At 60.1% G+C, this 19,593-nt stretch carries 25 protein-coding genes; 6 read left to right on the forward strand and 19 right to left on the reverse strand.

Annotated features, from left to right (window positions below):
• The first annotated feature begins 4 nt into the window (after positions 1-4).
• Positions 5-355, forward strand: a complete 351-nt coding sequence (locus tag Q0859_RS13685; protein ID WP_299152008.1) for an H-type lectin domain-containing protein — start codon at positions 5-7, stop codon at positions 353-355.
• 64 nt (positions 356-419) lie between these two features.
• Here the strand turns inward: Q0859_RS13685 and Q0859_RS13690 are convergent, their stop codons facing one another.
• The 13 genes from Q0859_RS13690 to Q0859_RS13750 form a co-directional block, all read right to left on the reverse strand.
• Positions 420-1,157, reverse strand: coding sequence for an amino acid ABC transporter ATP-binding protein (locus tag Q0859_RS13690; RefSeq protein ID WP_299152009.1), 738 nt, complete (start codon positions 1,155-1,157; stop codon positions 420-422).
• Positions 1,144-1,992 (reverse strand): amino acid ABC transporter permease, encoded by an 849-nt coding sequence (locus Q0859_RS13695; RefSeq protein WP_299152010.1) that lies wholly within the window; start codon positions 1,990-1,992, stop codon positions 1,144-1,146. The genes Q0859_RS13690 and Q0859_RS13695 overlap by 14 nt, the downstream gene beginning before the upstream one ends.
• Positions 1,953-2,768: an ABC transporter substrate-binding protein gene (locus Q0859_RS13700; protein ID WP_299152011.1), complete on the reverse strand. Its 816-nt coding sequence runs from the start codon at positions 2,766-2,768 to the stop codon at positions 1,953-1,955. Before Q0859_RS13700 ends, Q0859_RS13695 begins: the two co-directional genes overlap by 40 nt.
• 169 nt (positions 2,769-2,937) lie before the next feature.
• Positions 2,938-4,626 carry a phage tail tape measure protein gene (locus Q0859_RS13705; RefSeq protein ID WP_299152013.1) on the reverse strand — a complete coding sequence of 563 codons (1,689 nt, stop codon included), beginning with the start codon at positions 4,624-4,626 and terminating at the stop codon, positions 2,938-2,940.
• A 13-nt stretch (positions 4,627-4,639) separates the two neighbouring features.
• The gene (locus Q0859_RS13710) at positions 4,640-4,867 is read right to left on the reverse strand and encodes a hypothetical protein (RefSeq protein WP_299152014.1); all 228 of its coding nucleotides are present in this window, start codon (positions 4,865-4,867) and stop codon (positions 4,640-4,642) included.
• An 11-nt stretch (positions 4,868-4,878) separates the two neighbouring features.
• Positions 4,879-5,415 (reverse strand): phage baseplate assembly protein V, encoded by a 537-nt coding sequence (locus tag Q0859_RS13715; protein ID WP_299152016.1) that lies wholly within the window; start codon positions 5,413-5,415, stop codon positions 4,879-4,881.
• Positions 5,415-5,948: a hypothetical protein gene (locus Q0859_RS13720; protein ID WP_299152017.1), complete on the reverse strand. Its 534-nt coding sequence runs from the start codon at positions 5,946-5,948 to the stop codon at positions 5,415-5,417. Before Q0859_RS13720 ends, Q0859_RS13715 begins: the two co-directional genes overlap by 1 nt.
• Positions 5,945-6,172 carry a phage virion morphogenesis protein gene (locus Q0859_RS13725; protein WP_366523204.1) on the reverse strand — a complete coding sequence of 76 codons (228 nt, stop codon included), beginning with the start codon at positions 6,170-6,172 and terminating at the stop codon, positions 5,945-5,947. Before Q0859_RS13725 ends, Q0859_RS13720 begins: the two co-directional genes overlap by 4 nt.
• A gap of 109 nt (positions 6,173-6,281) precedes the next feature.
• A complete protein-coding gene (locus Q0859_RS13730; protein ID WP_299152018.1) occupies positions 6,282-7,304 on the reverse strand; it encodes an AAA family ATPase in 1,023 nt (340 codons plus the stop codon).
• A gap of 43 nt (positions 7,305-7,347) precedes the next feature.
• Positions 7,348-8,277 (reverse strand): transposase, encoded by a 930-nt coding sequence (locus tag Q0859_RS13735; protein ID WP_299152019.1) that lies wholly within the window; start codon positions 8,275-8,277, stop codon positions 7,348-7,350.
• On the reverse strand, positions 8,171-8,803 hold the full coding sequence (locus Q0859_RS13740) for a hypothetical protein (protein ID WP_299152020.1): 633 nt from the start codon (positions 8,801-8,803) through the stop codon (positions 8,171-8,173). Before Q0859_RS13740 ends, Q0859_RS13735 begins: the two co-directional genes overlap by 107 nt.
• Entirely contained in the window at positions 8,800-9,600 is an 801-nt protein-coding gene (locus tag Q0859_RS13745; protein WP_299152021.1) for a ParB N-terminal domain-containing protein, read from the reverse strand. The genes Q0859_RS13740 and Q0859_RS13745 overlap by 4 nt, the downstream gene beginning before the upstream one ends.
• Before the next feature lie 381 nt (positions 9,601-9,981).
• Positions 9,982-10,257 carry a hypothetical protein gene (locus Q0859_RS13750; RefSeq protein ID WP_299152022.1) on the reverse strand — a complete coding sequence of 92 codons (276 nt, stop codon included), beginning with the start codon at positions 10,255-10,257 and terminating at the stop codon, positions 9,982-9,984.
• 172 nt (positions 10,258-10,429) lie between these two features.
• Here Q0859_RS13750 and Q0859_RS13755 point away from each other — a divergent pair, with 172 nt between their 5' ends.
• Complete coding sequence (locus Q0859_RS13755) at positions 10,430-11,056, forward strand: XRE family transcriptional regulator (protein ID WP_299152023.1); 627 nt, start codon at positions 10,430-10,432, stop codon at positions 11,054-11,056.
• 152 nt (positions 11,057-11,208) lie between these two features.
• Positions 11,209-11,670: a hypothetical protein gene (locus tag Q0859_RS13760; RefSeq protein ID WP_299152024.1), complete on the forward strand. Its 462-nt coding sequence runs from the start codon at positions 11,209-11,211 to the stop codon at positions 11,668-11,670.
• Positions 11,671-12,579: 909 nt separating this feature from the next.
• Here the strand turns inward: Q0859_RS13760 and Q0859_RS13765 are convergent.
• Positions 12,580-13,599 (reverse strand): ribose-phosphate pyrophosphokinase, encoded by a 1,020-nt coding sequence (locus Q0859_RS13765; protein ID WP_299152025.1) that lies wholly within the window; start codon positions 13,597-13,599, stop codon positions 12,580-12,582.
• A 107-nt stretch (positions 13,600-13,706) separates the two neighbouring features.
• Between Q0859_RS13765 and Q0859_RS13770 the strand changes: the two genes are divergently transcribed.
• The gene (locus tag Q0859_RS13770; RefSeq protein ID WP_299152026.1) at positions 13,707-14,306 is read left to right on the forward strand and encodes a 2-hydroxychromene-2-carboxylate isomerase; all 600 of its coding nucleotides are present in this window, start codon (positions 13,707-13,709) and stop codon (positions 14,304-14,306) included.
• Positions 14,303-15,121, forward strand: coding sequence for an alpha/beta hydrolase (locus Q0859_RS13775; RefSeq protein WP_299152027.1), 819 nt, complete (start codon positions 14,303-14,305; stop codon positions 15,119-15,121). Before Q0859_RS13770 ends, Q0859_RS13775 begins: the two co-directional genes overlap by 4 nt.
• Here Q0859_RS13775 and Q0859_RS13780 read toward each other — a convergent pair.
• From Q0859_RS13780 to Q0859_RS13800, 5 genes are all read right to left on the reverse strand, one after another.
• Positions 15,102-15,572, reverse strand: a complete 471-nt coding sequence (locus Q0859_RS13780; RefSeq protein ID WP_299152028.1) for a YcgN family cysteine cluster protein — start codon at positions 15,570-15,572, stop codon at positions 15,102-15,104. The genes Q0859_RS13775 and Q0859_RS13780 overlap by 20 nt on opposite strands.
• On the reverse strand, positions 15,569-16,501 hold the full coding sequence (locus tag Q0859_RS13785; RefSeq protein ID WP_299152029.1) for a bifunctional riboflavin kinase/FAD synthetase: 933 nt from the start codon (positions 16,499-16,501) through the stop codon (positions 15,569-15,571). The genes Q0859_RS13780 and Q0859_RS13785 overlap by 4 nt, the downstream gene beginning before the upstream one ends.
• 146 nt (positions 16,502-16,647) lie before the next feature.
• Positions 16,648-17,091 carry a MaoC family dehydratase gene (locus Q0859_RS13790; protein WP_299152030.1) on the reverse strand — a complete coding sequence of 148 codons (444 nt, stop codon included), beginning with the start codon at positions 17,089-17,091 and terminating at the stop codon, positions 16,648-16,650.
• A gap of 88 nt (positions 17,092-17,179) precedes the next feature.
• Positions 17,180-18,052: a TIGR01459 family HAD-type hydrolase gene (locus tag Q0859_RS13795; RefSeq protein ID WP_299152032.1), complete on the reverse strand. Its 873-nt coding sequence runs from the start codon at positions 18,050-18,052 to the stop codon at positions 17,180-17,182.
• A gap of 64 nt (positions 18,053-18,116) precedes the next feature.
• A complete protein-coding gene (locus Q0859_RS13800; protein ID WP_299152034.1) occupies positions 18,117-19,037 on the reverse strand; it encodes a manganese-dependent inorganic pyrophosphatase in 921 nt (306 codons plus the stop codon).
• Between the two features lie 326 nt (positions 19,038-19,363).
• On the opposite strand from Q0859_RS13800, the gene Q0859_RS13805 reads away from it, so the two are divergent.
• Complete coding sequence (locus tag Q0859_RS13805; protein WP_299152036.1) at positions 19,364-19,537, forward strand: hypothetical protein; 174 nt, start codon at positions 19,364-19,366, stop codon at positions 19,535-19,537.
• Positions 19,538-19,593 lie beyond the last annotated feature (56 nt).

A 19,593-nucleotide genomic window follows, 5' to 3' on the forward strand; every position in this document is an offset into this window, starting at 1 on the left:
TAGTATGAAACGATTACGTAACCATCTGATTGGCATCGACCAGGGCGACACTGTTCTGTTTTCCGACTTTGAGGATGGGGGCGAGATGTGGACGGGCCGTGGCCAGCGCGAACGCCGTCGTCGTATCGCGTTCGAGGAGCCTTTCCGATCCATCCCGGTCGTGCATGTGTCGATTTCGATGTGGGACGTGGATACGCAAACCACGTTACGTGCCGATATCACTGCCGAAACCATCACAGAGGGCGGGTTCGATCTGGTCTTTCGCACCTGGGGTGACACGCGCGTGGCCCGTGTGCGTGTGGCATGGATGGCGATGGGTGAGTTGCGCCAGGCGGATGAGTGGGATCTCTACTGAGCCCGGTGTGCTTTTGGCAAATCGGCCCTTCGGGGAGAGTTTTTCCGGCAAGATGAAGAGCGGATCAGCGCAGGATCGAGGCGAGGAACTTGCGGGTTCGGTCCCGTTTCGGGTTTGAGAAGATCGCCTCGGGTGGGCCTTCCTCGGCGATCACGCCTTGATCCATGAAGCAGACCCGGTCTGCCAGTTCGCGTGCGAACCCCATTTCGTGGGTGGCCAGTACCATCGTCATCCCTTCGTCCCTGAGCGCGCGGAGCACATCAAGCACTTCGCCGACGAGCTCGGGATCAAGCGCGGAGGTGATTTCGTCAAAGAGCATCGTTTGTGGTGTCATCGCCAATGCCCGGATCACCGCAACCCGCTGTTGTTGTCCGCCCGAGAGCTGATCGGGATACTTGTGCATGTGGCTGCCCAGACCAAACCGTTCAAACAGCGCCTCGACCCGGGGGTGCAATGCGCTGTCGGTTTCTCCCAGAACCCGGCGTGGCGCGAGGCACACATTGTCAAAGGCCGTCATGTGCGGAAACAGGTTGAAGGACTGAAACACGATCCCGATCCGTTGCCGGATGGGTGCGAGGTCAAAGCCGGGTTCTGCGATATCGAGCCCATCCAGCAGAACCGCCCCGTCATCAACAGGTTCGAGCCCGTTCATGCACCGCAGCAGGGTGGATTTGCCCGAGCCGGAGGCCCCGATCAGGCATACCATTTCGCCTTGTCCGATGGTCATGTCGATGCCTTTCAGCACCTGCGCATCGTCAAAGGATTTGGTGACGCCGCGCAACTCTAGTCTAGGATCGGGCATTGCGGTCCTTGTTCAGCAAATAATCTGCGTAACGTGTGGCGGGCACGGTGACGCAGAGAAAGATGATCGCTGCGGCCACATATGGTGTGAAATTCGCGAGCAGGCTTTTGAAGATACCCGCCTGGCGCAGGATTTCGACGGGGCCGATGAAGGACAGAAGTGCGACATCCTTTTGCAATGCCACCAGCATGTTCATGTTTGCTGGCACCACCCGTCGGATAGCTTGTGGCAGGATGACATAGCGCATCGTGTCACGTTCGCTGAGACCCAGGCAGATCGCCGCGTTGCGCTGACTGGCGTGGATGCTTTCGATGCCCGACCGCAGCACCTCGGCGACATAGGCCGAATAGGTCAGCACCAGCGCCACCGTGCCCCAGATATAGGGCGAGTTCCACGGGCGGGGCAGGCCGAGACCGGGAATGCCGAAGCCGACAAGGTAGACCAGCAGCACAACAGGTATGCCGCGGAACAGATCGACATAGACCGCCCCGAAAATGCGCAGCGGAAACAGCGCCGGATTGCGCGCGCCGCGTGCCAGCGCAATGGCCAGTCCAAGCGCAAAGATCAGCGGCACGGACCACGCGAAGATCGCTACATCCAGCACAAAGGCCTGCAACAGCCCCGGAAAGGTGCGCAGGAACACTTCGCCATCAAAGAACGACGCTTTGACCGCCTGCCAGCCGGGTGCAAGAGGGACCAGAACAAGGAGAAGGGCCAGCACCCCAAAGGTGCTGACCCCCGCAATCACGTTGGCCCGGCGGCGTTGCCGGGCCTCGTAGGCGGCGCGTCTTGTGCTCACTTGATCAGTGGAACGCCGGTGGCTTCTTGCAGCCATTCGGCCTCGATTTCGGCCAGTTTGCCACTGTCGCTCAGCGCGGTCAGTGCCTCGTCCACACAGGCCTTGAGCGGATTGCCTTCAGTCATCAGCATCCCGAATTGGTCCGGGTTTTCGGCCGCTTCGGGGTCGAATTGCCCCAACACCATTCCGTTGTCGAGCAACACAGCCGATGTAAACAGCGCCGTGGGCAGATCGAACAGGGCCGCGTCGATCTGACCGGCCTTGATCGCGGCGGTCACGTTGGCATTGTCGTCATAGACCAGCGGGCTTTGGTCGGGGGCGATGGTCTCCATCACGATGGGCAGCGCCGTGGTCGAGGCAACGACGCCCCATTTCAGGCCCTTCAGGCTTTCGAGCGTGGGTTTGGCCCCGCCCTCGGCGACCTCGACCGTGGTCAGGACCGCTTGGGGAGCGGTGTAGTACGGAGCGGAGAAATCGACGACCTTGTCGCGCTCGGCCGTGATCGAGAATTGCTGCATGTTGATGTCGAAATTCTTGGCACCGGGTTGGATCGCCTCGTCAAAGGAGGTGCGCACCCATGTGACCGCTTCGTCAGCAAAGCCCATCTCGCCCGCGAGGGCATAGGCTACGGCGGCCTCAAACCCCTGTTTGCTGTCCGGGGCATCGTCGATGACCCATGGGTAGTAGGCCGGGTTGCCGGTCGCGATTGTGAGCGTGCCGTCGGTCAGTGTTTTGCCAGCGGCGCAGTGGCCATCCGCAAGGGCGGCGGTGGCGGTGATTGTCAGGATGGCGGCGGTCAAAATGGTTTTCATGTGTGATCTCCCCGTGTGGTTGGGAAGATCATCGGCAATAGGGCGCAAGGTGTCCAGTGGGTTTGGGGGAGGGGGTGATGTTGGGGGCTGGCCAGGTGTAGCGGCGCACTTGAGTTGGCAAAATGGCTCACTTGATTTGTCAGGAAAATTTTTCCCGTAAATTGGCCCTCTAGCGGTCAAGAACTGACACGTACTCGCCTTGGGGTTTCTTCGACTTGGGTGCCTGTTTATCTGACTTGTCATCGGCCTCTTCTTCTTGACCGAACTCTGCTTCTACGGTCGTCTTCGCGCCGCCTTCCTCACCATAGTCCCACAAGTGCGTCACTGTCGAGGCCACCCATGACCCGTCGACATCCGGGGCCACGTTTGTGATGTTCAGCGGTGCCTCGGCACGCGCGTGTGGGTCGCCAATCAGCTCGAGGGTCAGCTCGCCTTCGCCAGCCCGCAATTCCTTCACGCGTGCGTCCGCCGCCTTCCGCGCATCCTCGCGATCCTGATAGACCTCTCGAAGCGTCATCGAAGGGCCTTTTTCAGCCGCTTTAACGGTCACGCGCTTGGTCGTTCCACTGCCCCGATCCTGCCAGTTCGCGATCACCTTGGAATAGCGCGAGCGCGGCTTCAGCTCCGGGTTGGCTTGCGTCCACGCGTTCACCTGTTCAACAAATCCGCGTGCGTTGGTCATCAGATCGGTGAAGATCGGCAAGAGCGCACCCGCCGGACCCAGCATGGCCGTCACGCTGTCGCGCAACAGCTTCCACTGCGCATTGAACCCCTGCAACACCCGCTCGGCGTCTGCATCCAGCGTCCCGTCGGCACCCATCGCCTTGTCCCGGATGCGCTGGTACTCTTCAAGGTTCGGAATGGCCGCGCGCAGGAAGTCCAGCACTTGTTTGTCTGCGAACAGCTCGCCCATCTTGAACGCGTCGCCACCGGTCATCTTCTCGATCACCATCAGCATGTGTTCGAGCGGATCGGTGCCTCGCTCGAGCGCGATCTTCAGCTCCTTCTCGATATCGGTCCCGGCGTCCTTGAACTTCTTGACCGTGTCAGGGGCCGTGATCTTGCCCATGAAGTTGGTCAGGTTCGTCGCCGCCTGATCCTCCGAGCCTGCCGCTTTCATGGCCACCTGAAGCGCAGCCGCCAAGGACGCAACGGCGTCCACTCCATCCATCTTGAGCGACTTCGCGCCCGCCGTGATTTCAGGAAACTTGCGCGCCATCGCGGCCAGCTCGAACGACCCTTCCTTGCCCGAGACGGCCATGACATCGAAGGCCTTCTTCAGCCGATCCGGTGCCACTTCGAGGTTGTCCATGATCGAAAAGCCGGAACTGGCCATCTCGTTCATCATTGATTTGGTGGCCACAGCCGCGATGCCCGTTGCCTCAATCGAGGCCAGCGCCTCGTCGAGGCCCAAACCCTTGCCCACGTAGGCCGAAAGCCCGTCGAGCAGTTCGACCTTGCCCTTGCCAGTCTTGCGCCGCAGATCATCCAGTTGCTGGTCCAGCGCCGCGACCCGATCGCCGCTGATCTCCGCCAGAATGGCGAAGTCGATCATCTTCTCTTCGAAGTTGCCCGCCACGATCACGGGGGCGGCAAGGGTTGCGGCCATCGCGGCCGCGCCCATCAGGCGACCACGCGCCTGACTGATCCGCTGTTCGCTGCGCTCGATGGCCTCCGCGATCGACACGAAGTAATCCAGCACCGTCTCATTGTTCGCGGGCCGGTCCTGAAGGTCAGGCGCGAGAGAGCCGACGGATCGCCGCTCGATCCGCGTCCCAACGCGGGCCGTGAACAGCACACCAAGTGACTGAGCGATATGCGCCCAGCCGTCGATGCGCTGTCCGGTGCGGCGATCCATCCCGGCCATGGCTTTACTTGTCGCTCTTCTTGCCTGGGCCCTGGTCTTTGGACGTCACCGTGGGTGCCTTTGTGGCGCTGCCCTTCAGGCGGATCGGCGAGGGCACGAGATACTTCGCTTGCGCGTCCGTCTTGTGAACAGTGTCGCCCACGGCGCGCAGATGGTTCCCGTCCCAGAACTCGGAGACGACCTCATAGGCCTTCGGCGTGTCCTGATCTTTTCCAGTTGGTTTTTTCGTCATGGTCTTGTCCTTCAGTTGGGTACTTTGGTGTCGTCAGGGCCTTTGGAGATGCCGCCATGCGTGTGCGTTGCACCCACGTCCTTGCCGTCATGGGTGATATCGCCGCCGGTTACGGTGATGCCGGATCCGGTCAGCTCGACGGTCACGCCACCGAGCACCACCACAGCCGATGCGCCCTTGAGCGTGATCGTGAGGCCGCCCAAGGTGAACACGGTCGCATCGCCATCCGCAGATGGTGCCGGGTTGGTGTCGGTGTAGCCGCCGCTGATCGCGAGCGACTTTTCGTCAAGATCACCCATGGGCGACATGACCGTCATCAGCGCGCCAACAGTCGGCGGGTTCCATGTCTTGGCCGCGCCGCCGGTGTCCGACCAGCGGATCCACGGCGAGACCAAGGGATTGTCGGCATCGCCCAGTTCGACCTTCACGCGCTGCGTTGCGGGATCGACGTCCACGACCTTGCCCGATCGCATGACATTGGCCTGTCGGCGCTCCAGCTCGACAATCTGGCGCTGCAGGCCAGCGATGATGGAAGGCAAACCGGACATCAGTCATCCAACCCCGGTTCTTGGATCAGCTCGAAATGCTCGGTCAGCTCGCGCTCCGAATCCGGCACCGCTGCATCCAGCGAGGCGGTACCGGAGCCGACGCTCGCGCCGATCCGCATGGCCTGCGTCCAGGACACCGAAAAGATCGACACGCCTTTATCATCCACATCGCCCGAATACAGAGTGTCCAGGCGGATGCTATCGGGGATCCCGACACGCGCATGGCTGAAGCGGTTCAGCTCGACAACCTCGGCCACGAGTTCGGTCAGGTCCAGGCCCTCGATCGCGCGGTTGCGCCCTTCGGTCAGGATGAACACCGCAAAGGCGCAGCCGTACCGGCGGGACGTGTCAGCCAAAGGTGTCGTGCGCGGTGCGCCAAGGAACGCCACGCGCAGCGCAGGCCCCCGGAAACTCGTGCGGCCCAGCTCGCTTGCGTCGAACCGCCCAGGCGAGATTGCCACGTCACAGCACGGCGGCAGATCGGCGTCATTCAACGCGGCCTCGATGGCTTGAAGGTGGGCGGCCAGCGTCATTGCAGCACCGCTTTCATGAAATCGCCGATCGCGCTCTCGATCTCGCGGGCGTTGTCGGTGCTGACACCCATGTAGGGGCGCGCCGGAATGGTGACCTGTTTGGCAAACACGCTGTCGCCACCCGCCTTGAACGCCAGCGCCTTGGCCTTCTTGGGTTTGATGACGCCGCCAAAATGGTGGATGGCCGCGTAGCTCAGCGGTGAGCCAACGGTGATGGAGTTCAGATCATCGAGACCACATCAGCCACCGAAACACGCCGCTCGGCGCATACGGTTCTGATGATGATCCCTATGATGCCGGAAAACCGCTGGCCATGATCCAAGTGCGGTTGCACTAGACGATCCCCCCGCCACGGCGCTCGTAAGCGATCTTGATGTCGATCGGTTCCATGGGGCGGCCTTGCCCGCGCGCAATCATCGCGGCCAGTTTCATGGTCTCACCTAAGGCACGGAATGCACCGGGTTTGTTGCTGACCTTGCGGGCGGTCTCGCGCAGATCCTCGCGGTCGATCTGCCACGCGTCGAGGAAAGCCTCTACATCCTCCGGGAATGGCCGCATCACATTCACCCGGAAACCGATGCGCGACACCACCTGCGTCGAAGCATGGTTGATGTCCCGGCTGGCATAGGGCGTTGTCGTCTCGTCATTGCCGAGCAGGACGAGGCCGCACTTGGCCTTGTCCCGGAAATACCGCAGCTCGTTGATGCTTTCCTCGGAGAGGTTCTGAGCCTCGTCGACAATCAGGAGGGCGCTGAAACCATCGCGCTTGAGCGCCGTGGTGATGCCGAGCTTGAGCGTCGCACCGTTCTTGGTGTCGAGGCCAAGCGCCGTACCGATCTCCGTCTTCATCGTGTGCGGGCTGCGGCTCGAAGGGCTGAGCGTGACGATGTAGACGTGCGGGTGCATCGCCTGAAACGCCTCGGCGGCTTCCGTCTTGCCCAGACCCGAGACGAGCGTGGCAATCGCCATGGTGGGCATCATCTGCGCGTAAGTGAAGGCCTCGAACAGTTCGCGTGCCACGCGGGTCTGCAGAAAGGCCGGCTCAACAGGCAGCGCAGAGCGGGCCTCAGTTTCGGTGCGAACCTGTGCGATCAGCTTTTCGACGGCTTTGGTCGTGGTGTCGTAACGGCCACCGTAGGTGCCGTCATACCAGCCCGAGAATGTACCAATGGCCATGTCGGCCCGGCGTGCAACCTCGGATTTGTTCCACCCCTGCTGAGCCGCGAGAATGGCCACCGTCTTCGTGGCAACAGTCCAGCGCTCGGACAGATTGGCGTCGCCCTTGAAGTCCGGCACGCTCTTTGGGCTTGAAAATACGCTGGCTTTGCTCGTGCCTTGATCTGATTTCCCGTTCATGGGATATTCCTTGTGTTAAGAGAGAGACTTTGAAGGGGGCGGTTTATCCGCCCTCTTTTTTTTGGCTCGGCGTGTCGAAGATGCTCGACACCCCAAGCGATGCGGCAAGACCGGAGCCGAAACCGTCATTCTCACTGTCCGTCGTGGTTCGGTGCTTGTCGGAAAACTCGAGACCAACCACCTTTGGCAGCGCCACGTCGATCGGTTCAGGGTCTGGGATCTGCGCGGCGACTTGTGCGGGCGTCAACTGGCGGGCAAGCCGTAGCATCTCGCGGTTCGCCTTCAGGAACTGGCGCTTCAGTTTGGCGTGTTCGCGGGCGGCACCGGCATCGTTGAAGCCCACGGCCTCGATGCACTCAGCGAAGTCGATGAACCGACCGTCGAGGGTGTAGACATAGACGCCGCCGTGCATGTTCTCGGGATCGAACCGGATCATCAGCTTGCGGCCTGCATGGGCGATCAAGTGTTCGCTCCAATAGCGGTTGCCCGCGAGGTGGATTTCGCCGTTGCCCTTGCGCGCCGTCTTGCCTTCACCAGCCAGCAGAAAGAACTGACGCTGCAGGGCCGAGGCCTTGCGCACCATCACGCCCGGCTTGTCGATGCTCTCCTGAAACACCTCATGGAAACTGCGGCCTTTGGCAGTTTGGGTGTTCCTGTCCTTACGGGTGTTGTGACGCATGATTTCATGCGCAACAAACTTCCGGAATTCGTCGATCGGGATAGCGCGGGCGCGGTAGTTCTCGGGCTTGGCGTCGATCGTGTTGCCGGTGAACGCGCCGTCCATCTTGGGGTGACGTGAAATGCGATCAACCATGTCGCGCCACGCCCGTTCGATTGGCTTGGCCTGCCCATGATAGGGGGTGGTGTTATGAACCTCGACGCCGAGCTGTGTCAGCACCCCGCGCGGTTCCTCTTCTTTGATCTTGAAGCGGAAGCGATGCTTCATGCCGCCGCCGGTGATCCACTTCGACATGAACGCGCGACCGTTGTCGAAATAGACATGCTCGGGGAAGCCAATCGCTCTTGTGCAGGCCGCGCACTTCGCCGAGCCACCGGTAGAGCGTGCGCTGCGGAACTTTCGATGAAATCTCGACCAAGGTCAGGGCGACCATGTCAGGCTTGCTCTCGCGCAGCTTGGCGATCTGCTGCACCAGCTTGAGGCGCTTGTCAGCTTCGGTGCGCGATCCCTCGGGGGCCGTCTGGAAGCGATGCCAGAGGCTTTCCGATACCAACTCCGCGCGCTGATCGCGTTCCTGGGCGGTGACCTCGTCGATCATGGCGTTGGTGACGAGTTCAGCCTGAAGGAAGTGAGGCAGCAGGGTGTAGTGGTATTCTTTGCGCACACCGCGTTGTCCACCGCCGCCTGCGACCTCACGTGATCGGTTTTTGTCAGCGTCCCAATGGTTGTCGCGGGCCGTCCTGCGCAGCGACTTCTCACTGCCGGGCAGGCTGGCGTGGCGCAGCGCGACGAGGTCAGAAATCGAATACCACTCTTTCATTGATCGCTCGCAATCCGGGCCAAGAATTCGTCCCGCCAGGCCTTCTTGCCTTCGCCCCAGTGTGCGATCTGCTTTTCCATCCAGGCAGCTTTCGCACCCAAGGGCTTAGCGGGTTCGTCGAGGTCGCCGATTGCGATGCGCCAGTCCTTCACCGAGCCATAGCGACCTTCCGCAATGTCGTCGGCGCAGCGCTCGATCTGCATGGGATCGTCCAGCTTTGCGATCGCCTTGAGCTGGACCATGTTGTCCGCGATGCTCGAGCGTGAAAGGCTTCGCAGGGCGTCGACACCGAGCGTCTTAAACAGAGCGATATCGTCTGCGTTACTGCGACCAGAGCGCCCTGTTTTGCGCTCCATGATCTCGCGGTAGGAAACATGTGGCAAAGTTTGCCGCTTGCTGTCCTGATCACTGCTTTTGCGGTCACCTCCATGCGCATATTCCGGGTTTTTGGCCCGAAAGGCTTCATCCCAAATGCCCATCGAAATGGCACGCTCCGCTGCCGTCAACTCCCTGCGCAACAGGTTCTCTTCGACCTCGACCAAGTCGGCCTCGTCGTCGTCGAGATCACGAACAGCGGCGCGGATTGCGTCCCGTCCCAAAAGCTCGTGGGCGCGCAACCGGTGTGCGCCAGCGACAAGATCAAAACGCCCGACTTCTGTTGGACGTACGACAATGGCTTGGTGCAGGCCGTTCTCTTCGATCGAGAGCGCGTACTCTTCTGCACGATGCTCGTTGACGTCGCGAAGCCGCACACCGATGTCGATCAGCTCAATGGAAACGAACTGCTCTTCAGTCATTGGGCGTCACCCCCGGCGTCGCTTCCGATCTGTAATTGAGCGCGAGCACGCTCACCGAACGATTTACGATCAAAAGTCACCCGAAAATCTCCCCGATCCAAAGCAACCCAAACAGGAGCACAAAGAGGCTCAGCGCGCCGATAATGTCGCCGACCCAGACCCACGCGGCGTGGCGCACGATACGGCTCACACGGTCTCGTATCGACGGGCGGGAGGAGGTGCCCGCCGATACGGTCGCGCGGCCTTTCGGCGTCTCCGCGAGTGGAGCTGACGTTGTGACAAAAGTGTCCGGGAGCCGAACAGAACCTCCGGACAAGGTGGCCCGACTAGCGGCTGAGCCGCGAGGCGTGGTCGGGCGATCTGGAATGATCTCTGTGGGCATCATGCGGCCCACCGGTTGAACTCTTCGGCCTGCTGCAAAAGGCGATAGGAATACAGCGACAGAACAACATCGCGACCGGCGTCATCAATCAGCTTGTCGAGGGTCTTCTTGCTGCGCGGTCCGGCGTTCAAACCGTAGGTGTAGGTACGAACTGTCGTGGAACTGATACCACGATCCTTGCACCACTCCTCAAGTTTGATGCCGCGCCCTTTGAGAGCGCCCATGATGGCCTGGTGTAGCCATTCGCCTGCTGCAGGATCGGGTGTTCGTTTCATAGCTCGCCTCAGATGTATGCGTTATGCCGTTGCCTCAACTAACGGCATTTCTGCGTTATATTGAGTGCACATGTCAACTGCTTTTCTGCGCTGCGCTGCCTGTCTAATTTTTGAGGTTTCCGAATCGCGGTTTGTCTGTCACGTCTTGGCGATGCTTGGGACTGGTCAAAGAATGCGCGCGGCGATCGAAGCGCGCGGTTTTAGCGAAGCGGCAATTTCTGCTAGGCTAGGCGTCCACAAGAGCACCTTTAACAATTGGCTCAACGACCGATCCGAACCAAAGTTCGCCACTTTGCTGTCCTTCTGCGAGATCGTCGGAGTGGACATTGGCAGCATCATCAAGCGTGACACCGACAGCCCTGTGAACCTTCATATCGACGCGGCAGATACCCGGTATGCCGAGATCGAATGCTACCCTTTTCCCGATGCGGATACGCCCGACATTCCCATTCAAGACCCGCCCGTGGCTTTCCTTTTGGAGTGGCTGAACCGTTCCGGCATCGACCCTGCCCACGCCTCCATAATTCAGGTCGCCGATGATGAGATGAAGCCTACCTTCAGCGAGGGCGATTTAGTCCTAGTCGACCACCGCAGCAACCGGACCGAAAGCAAGCGCGATGTCTATGCCGTGCGCGAAGGCGACCGGATCATTCTGCGCCGCCTGGAATACAACTTGGATGGCAAGATACTTGTGATGCACTCGGATCGCCATGACGTCCCATCGACGTTCGCATGGCGTGGGGAGCAAGGCCATTACCGCGTGATTGGTCGTGTCGTTTGGCTCGGGCGAAAACTGTAGGTACGACAGCGATAACTCGAATGTACCCACAGAACACGCCCAACCAGACGTCACCGCTGAGTTCGAAATCATCGGCGAGGTGGTGTGGTCTAACCGGGCGTGTCAGAATATTGGATACTGATGCAAAATAACGATTTTGGAAGGATCAAACCATGACCAAAACCAGTCGAAGTTTACTAGCGGCCTGCTTTGCCCTGGGCGCGATTTCAGTGACGACCACAGGGGCATCCGCAGCAAACATGAACGTCGATTTTGAAGGTTGCGGAACTGGTAAACTCGCGCTGGTTTCGTCCGAGATTTCAGCCGCCACTCTGTCCGATGGAGAGTTCTTAGTGACGCTTAAAAACGTCTCACCTGATGACGTCCACGGCGCGCTCATGCGCTTCAAGGTGACGGCCGGTGACCGCCCCACTCCGATCGCAATGGGCGTTGCTGGAAATCCGGCCTTTTTCTTCGGTGGATTAAAGCCCGGCGAACAGATCAGCGTCGCGATCTACCATTTCATGGGCGAGCGCGAACTCGGTTTTGCTCTGGAAGCTGAAGAGGTAAGCGCCACGTTTCAGGTCGATCATTTCTTTACAGCAGATCGTGAGCTTGTGCCGTGCGGTCAGTAGAATTTTGCATCGGGCGAACTGATACGGTCCGCCCTGCCCAATGCGTGAAAAAGTGCCGCTACTTCCAAACGAAAGGTGCGCACCTCACTGTCCCCGATCATGCCTATATACTTGAGCGAACGTTCGGTCTCTGCGTTACCAAGGGAGTAGGGACACATCGCCGGAACTTCTCGACTTCAGGCTTTCAACGCCGCAGCTATCTTGAGGCGCTCTCCACCCTTTATTCACTGGCTTTTGAAAGCCTTTCGAAAGCCGTTCGTCGGTGCGCGCACTTCGCCAATTCAAATGCGCCACAACAGCCTCGCCGCTCTTCTTTGCCATTTCATGTGAACCGCCGTTGTTCTCGCTCTGTCGATCGTCGCGCGTGCATCGGCCTTTTTTCTATGGCGTTCAGCGGATCCCGGCCTTACCCACCTCTACCCGCCTCTTTTGCCATCTCATGTGATCCATAACACCAGGTATTCCTGGGCAGCTGCAATAGGAAAGTCAGCTTAGAGCCCATATTGCCATATGCTGCCACATCTACCAATGTCGGCTCCATGTTGTTGTTTCTGGAGATTCGTCGGCTCGCGCAGGTGCGCAAATGAACGAGTACCAAGGCGTAATTCTGCTGGGAGCCATAGTAGTTGGATTCTTGCCTGTTACGATCATGATCGTTTTTTGCCTGTTAACAGGACGGACAACGGCGCTCTTTTCACATAAGAAAGCAGAACAGGTCGAAGATTCACCATTTCTTAGACTTATGGGGCGCCTAAGCCTTATTCTGTTTCCCGCTTACATTGTATTACTTCTCCTCTATGCGTTCCTTAACTTGAGTGGAGCTGGATCAGGCGAGTAGGGTTGCGATGTGAACCAAAGCAGTCATCGGCGCAATCGCAGCGAACTTCCGCAAAGTCCGCACCTGACCTCTCACTCCGCCGCATACATCCCGTCGTAAATCGGGCTCAGCGTTTCGGCCTCAAACAGCGACGACACGGACGTGCCGTGCCAGATGTTCAGGATCGCCTGGGCAAAGACAGGGGCTGTGGGCACGATGCGGATGTTGGGGGCAGATTTCACGGCATCAGTTGGTTCAATCGAATCCGTGATCACCAGCGATTTCATCACAGATGCCGTTACCCGCTCGACCGCGGGGCCGGACATGACGCCGTGCGAGATATAGGAATGGACCTCATTGGCCCCGTTTTCCGTCAGCACCTCGGCGGCTTTGCACAGCGTGCCTGCGGTGTCGACCATATCGTCCACGATGATGCAGGTCTTGCCCGACACATCCCCGATCACGGTCATTTCCGCCACTTCGCCCGCCTTTTCGCGGCGTTTGTCCACGATGGACAAGGGCGCGCCGAGGCGTTTGGCCAGATCACGCGCGCGGGCCACACCGCCTACATCCGGCGAGACGATCATCAGATCGTTCATCCGATCCGCAAATTGTGTTTTGATATCAAGGGCAAAGATCGGCGAGGCGTAAAGGTTGTCCACCGGGATATCAAAGAACCCCTGGATCTGGGCTGCGTGCAGGTCCATGGTCAGAACCCGTTCGATGCCTGCGCCCACCAGCATGTTGGCCACCAGTTTGGATGAAATCGGCGTGCGTGCCTTGGTGCGGCGATCCTGGCGGGCATAGCCGAAATAGGGGATTACGGCGGTGATGCGGGCCGCAGAGGAACGACGCAGGGCGTCGCACATGATCAACAGCTCCATCAGGTTGTCATTGGCGGGGTTCGATGTCGGTTGGATGATGAACATATCCTCACCGCGCACATTTTCGAAGACCTCAACGAAAATCTCGCCATCGTTGAACCGCTCCACCCGCGCCTCGACAAGGCCCACATTGACACCTCGATGCAGTGACATGCGCCGCGCGATGGCTTTGGCCAACGGCAGGTTGGCATTGCCCGAGATCAGCTTGGGCTCTTGAATGTTTGGCATATGTCGGTCCCCGTGCAGCACGATATGTGACAGATTCGTGTTGTTGACACCACCTAGCACGGGCGTACGGTCGCGCGAAACAAAAGACCCCCGAACCGGAGATAGAAATGGCCCATATCGATTATTATTTTGCGACACTGTCCCCCTACACCTACCTTGCTGGCACCCGCTTTGAAGCGATCGCGGCCAAACACGGGGCGAGCGTGAGTTACAAACCGCTGGACGTGGTTGCGCTGTTTGGACGGACGGGCGGCACCCCGCCCAAGGATCGCCACCCAAATCGCGTTCAATACCGTGCGCAGGAACTGGTGCGGCAGGCCAAAAAGCTGGACATGCCCTTCAACCTCAAACCCGCGCATTGGCCCACCAACGCGGCCCCGTCCTCCTATGCGATCATCGCCGCCCAAGCGGCGGGGGGTGGTGATCTGGGCGCGCTCGTGCATGCGGTCTTGCGTGCCGTCTGGGCTGAGGAAAAAGACATCGCGCAAGACGACGTGATCAAGGCATGCCTGAGTGAGGCGGGCTTTGATCCGTCACTGGCCGATAGCGGCCTGCTCAGCGGGGCCGAAACCTACGCCCGCAACCTCGAAGAGGCGGTGGACAAGGGTGTGTTTGGCGCGCCGTTCTACATCGTGGACGGGGACCAGCGGTTCTGGGGGCAGGACAAGCTCGATGATCTGGATATGCACCTGTCCGGCGATCTGTGATCCCACATATCCACCGGCGGACCTTTGGGACGGGCTCACGGCCTGTCCTCGCCATCCATTGCTCGCTGGCGCATTCCGGTGCGTGGCGGGGCGTGGGCGCGGCACTGTCGGATATCGCGACGCTCCATGCCTATGACCTGCCCAATCACGGGAAATCCGGTGATTGGGACGGGCAGGGGGTGATGCACGACACCGCCACCGATATGGCGCTGGCGGTGCTGGATGAGATTGGGCCGGTCGATGTGATTGGGCACTCTTTCGGGGCGACGGTGGCCTTGCGGCTCGCGATCGAGCATCCGATGCGTATCTGCTCCACCATCCTGTTTGAACCCGTCTATTTCGCACCTCTGATGGCCGACGATCCGGGATTTGCAGGCGGCTACAGGCATGACACCGCAGCCTACGATCAGGCGCTAGAGGCCGGGGACACGGCCGCTGCCGCAAAAGCGTTCAACAGCACATGGGGCGATACCGCCGCTTGGGACACCTTGCCCGAAGCGAGCCGGACCTACATGGCCGAGCGCATCCATTTCGTGCGCGACAGCGCCCCGTTTCTGATGAACGACAGCGCGGATTTGCTTGCACCGGGACGATTCGCGCAGGCCACCGGCCCGGTCTTGCTCATGCGGGGCGAAACGTCACCCTGGGCAGAGGATTTGAATGGGGCCATCGCGCGCAGGTTGCCAAATGTGCAAGAAGTCTCGTTGCCGGATCTTGGGCATATGGCCCCGATCACGCACCCTGATCGTGTTGCCACCCATGTGCGCAGCTTCTGGGCGGCGCAGGGCCAAGGCCTCAGGTCGGCTCGTCTATGATGTGATCTTCCCAATCGTCATCAGCGACATCGTATTCGCTGACGGTGCGCCCGCGCATGGACACGCCTGCGTCATGCACGCTGTCCGGGGTACCGCTGATCAGCGGGTGCCAGTCTGGCAAGGGCTTGCCCGCATGCAGCAGACGATAGGCGCAGGTCTGGGGCATCCAGTAGATATGACTGTCGATGTTGGAGGGTTTGAGGACAATGCAATCGGGCACAAATTGATGGCGCGTTTCATAATAGGCGCAGCGGCAGGTCGCATCGTTCAGCAAACGGCAGGCCACATTGGTCAATTCGACCCGCCCGCTGTCCTCGTCTTCCAGCTTGTTGAGGCAACACTTGCCGCACCCGTCACACAGGGCTTCCCACTCGGCGCGGTTCATCTTTTTCAAAGGGGTCGTTTCCCAATACCGGGGCTTGAGCCCCACGCGCGGGATCGGGTCGCTCACAGCGCCCCCAGGATGGCACGAGACTGTGCACTGTCGCGATCCATCTGCATGATCAGCGCGTCCAGCCCGTCAAATTTTTCCTCGTCGCGCAGATAGGACACAAGGGCGACGGACAAGGGGGTGCCGTAAAGGTCACCGGAAAAATCGAACAGGAATGTCTCAAGATTGGGGCGATTTTCCCCGAACATCGGGCGCACACCCATGCTGGCGACCCCATGATAATGCCCGGCATGGGGCCCTTCGAGCACATCGACCAATACTGCATAGACCCCGAACCGGGGTGGATGCAGACCATCAATGGACATGTTGGCAGTTGGGTATCCCAACTCGCGCCCGCGCTGCTCGCCGCCGATAACCGGGCCTTCGATCCGGTGCCAATGCCCAAGCATCGAGGCGGCGTCCTGTGGCCGCCCATCACTCAAGGCCTGACGGATCGCGGTCGAAGACACGGTGGCTTCGGAGTGTTCCAAAAGGGGGGCGATGGTGACGCCAAATCCCATGTCGGCACCAAAGTTCTTCAGTGTCTCGGCAGTGCCAAGGCGCTTGTGCCCAAAACAGAAATCAGCCCCCACAACCACATGGCGCAGGCCCAACCCTTCGCAGATCACGCGGCTGGCAAACTCCTCGGGGGTGAGGCTCGCCAGTCCCGCGTTAAAGGGCAATTCGTACAAGTGCTCCACCCCCAGCTTTTCAAGACGGCTGGCCCGGGCTGCTTGGCTCATCAGGCGAAACGGCGCGGCGTGCGGGGCAAAATACGCCCTCGGATGTGGCTCAAAGGTCAAAATACCCAAGGGGGCACCGGGGGCGGCCGCACGGGCCAGATCAATCACCGACTGGTGGCCCAGATGCACACCGTCAAAGTTGCCGATGGCCACGGTTGCGCCGCGACTCGACTGATCAACAAACTGATAATCCCGGATGATCCTCATAAGCGCCATGCCTAGCGGCACCACTCCGCAAGGGCAAGCAGGCGGCCCTGTCTTCTTTTGACCAGAAATACCGCGGGGGAGGCGTAGCCGGGGGCGGAGCCCCCCAAATAATGAATCCGGCCTTCGGCTCCTAGTCCGTCACACCATCAGTCGAACTTGCGCGACGGAGCCAGCACCATCGCCTCACCCACCAACACCTTCTTGCCCTCAACACTGCAATGGCAATCCAGCTTCACCCGGCGCTTGGCAAAATCAATGTCGATCACCTTCACCTCGGCATGGACCAGATCGCCAGGACGCACAGGGGCGAGGAACTTCAGCGACTGGCCCATATAGACGGTGCCATGACCGGGCAGCTGTTCGCCAATCACCGCAGAAATCAGACCAGCGGTCAGCATCCCGTGGGCGATGCGGCCCGCAAAGATCGTGTCGCGGGCATAGTCGTCATCCATGTGGACAGGATTGTGATCGGTGGAGACTTCGGCAAACAGTTCGATATCGCGATCCTTAACCTCTTTGCGCAGATACCGGGTCATGCCCATTTCGATGTCTTCGATACAGATCGTGCCGCGGGGCATATTGTCCAGCATATCGGTCTCCGGTAATTTTCTGACGCTTTGCGCGCCTCTCACGCAAGGTAATTACTTTGCGCGCGCAGAAAATCAAGCAGAAAGAAGGTCAGCGCAGATGCCCTATCGCAAAGGTCGGGCTGCTTTGTTCGGCCTGCAAATAGGTCTCAAGCGCCTCTGCATCCGGTTGGGTTACGGTTTTTGTCTCGCTTGCGGCCAACCCACCCGAGATAAACAGCGAATCGATATCCTCGCCCATCGCGCCTGCTATGTCCGTCAGCACCCCATCACCAATCGCCAGAATGCCGCTGTCAGCCACGTCCACACCCAGTTCCGCCAGGCGACGGCGCGCCAGATCATAGATCGGCGGATGGGGCTTGCCGAAATAAAGGCTCTCACCACCCATCTCTGTATAAAGCTGCGCCAGCGCGCCCGCGCACCATTCACGCACGTGACCCCGGTCCACGACGATATCCGGGTTGGCACATAGCAGCGGTAAACCCAGTTGCTTGGCCATCAGGAACTCACCGCGCATGGTGTCGGGATCGGCCATCGGGTCGCGCGGGCCGGTGCACACGATGCCCGTGGCCTGCTCCAGCGGGACCATCTTGATATCGACCGGGTCCTTGATCACGCCGATGGGTTCAAAGAATTTCTCCTCCCCCGGCTGCCCGACGAAATAGACCTTGTTGCCAACCGCCCCGCGAAACATCGCCGTGCGGGCACTGTCGCCCGAGGTGGCAATCGTGTCCCAGGCATCATCCGGCACACCAAAATGGACAAGCTGCTTTTTCACTCCGGCGCGCGGACGGGGTGAGTTTGTGACCAGCACCACCTTGCCGCCCTTGGCGCGGTAGGTCTGCAAGGCGGCAACCGCTTCGGGCAGGGCTTTGACCCCGTTGTGCACACAGCCCCACAGATCGACGAACAGTGCATCATAGCGGTCTGAAACCTCGGCAAGGGATGAAATGATCTGGGCCATGCGGCAAATCTCCTGAAGGTGCGAAAAAGACGTAAGGCGGACGTGTCGTCCGCCCTGTTTGGCCTCAGACCTTGAGGTTGGGAATGATCTGCTTCTTGCGGCTCATCACGCCGGGCAGCACGACAGTGTCACCGCTCACGCTCACATCAAAGCTCTTTTCGGCCACCCCTTTCACCCGATCATTGGGGATCAGCATGGTGGCTTCCTCGTTCAGAATATCGACAACGAACAACAACACCTCGTCTGCGCCGTCCTCGCGGGCAACCTCGCCCATGGAGGCGATGAGGCTGTCTTTGCGATCCAGCACGATCCTGGGGGCTGTGGTCTCCAGTACGGAGACGCGGAACTGTGTACCATCGACCTCGTATTCCTTGCTGTCCATGCGCAGCAATTCGGCATCTGAAAAGGCGGACACATCCGATTTCGCCTCGAACATCTCCGCTGCATATGCCGACAGATCAATGTCGAGATCGTTGGCCAGCCCATGTGCAATCGCCTTGTCTTCCTGCGTCGTGGTGGGCGAGCGGAACTCAAGCGTGTCCGAGAGGATGCAGGACAGCATCGCGCCCTTGATCGCGGAAGGGGCCTGCGCCATGTCCTTGCCGATCATCTTCCACATGATGGTGGCGGTGCAGGCCAGGGGTTCAATACGAATATCGATAGGGCCTTTGGTCTCAAGCCCGCCCACCAGCTTGTGGTGATCAATGATCGCCGTGATGTCCGCATCATTGATCGCGTCGGGCAGTTCGGCGGGGTTGTTGGTGTCCACGATAACCACGGGCTGATCTGCCGCCACGGCGTCGATGATGCGCGGCTTGGGCAGGTTCCACTTGTTCAGCACAAAGGCGGCCTCGGTGTTGGGCTCGCCAAGCAGGACCGCTTCGGCATCCTTGCCTTTGATCTCGTTCAGATACCAGGCCCAGATGATGGGCGATCCGGTAGAGTCGGTATCTGGGGATTTGTGGCCGAAAACGAGGGTGGTCATGGGGGTCAGGTCCTGAACTAGAGGTCATTTTGCGCCCTTATAGCAAGGTGTGGGGCCATGTCACGGGGGGCAGGGCTGCGCTGATGTCGCGGCGCGGATTTGACGGATGGCATTGCACGGGGTTATGGTTGGGCATCTGAAAAGGAGTGCCCTGCACATGGATCAGCTGGTTTAACCGCACACCCATCCTTGCGCCGCGATCTGGCGCGCCTTTCTTCAGGAGTGATCTGACAATGGACAAGTCCGACTGACCCGCTTGGCGGGCGCAGACCCTATTGGCCCTGCACGGCCAATGTCCCGATCCCATATGACAGATGAGGCACATCATGCCCAAATCCAAGAAACCAAACCGCACGCGCGGTGACACCCGCACCTTGCCCAAGACAAAGCGGCCTTCCCAACCCCCGGCGCGGCCTGGGCTGGCGGACACCCCGCACCTGCGCACGCAAATCCGGGGTGGGCGACCGCCCCGCTTTCCGGGGCGCACCGGCGGGCGCTAGGGCTTGCATAGAGGCCGCGCGTGGGGTTTCCTCGCGCGGCCCGATCTTTTCAAAAG

The sequence above is a fragment of the uncultured Tateyamaria sp. genome (assembly GCF_947497045.1).
Classification (GTDB): domain Bacteria; phylum Pseudomonadota; class Alphaproteobacteria; order Rhodobacterales; family Rhodobacteraceae; genus Tateyamaria.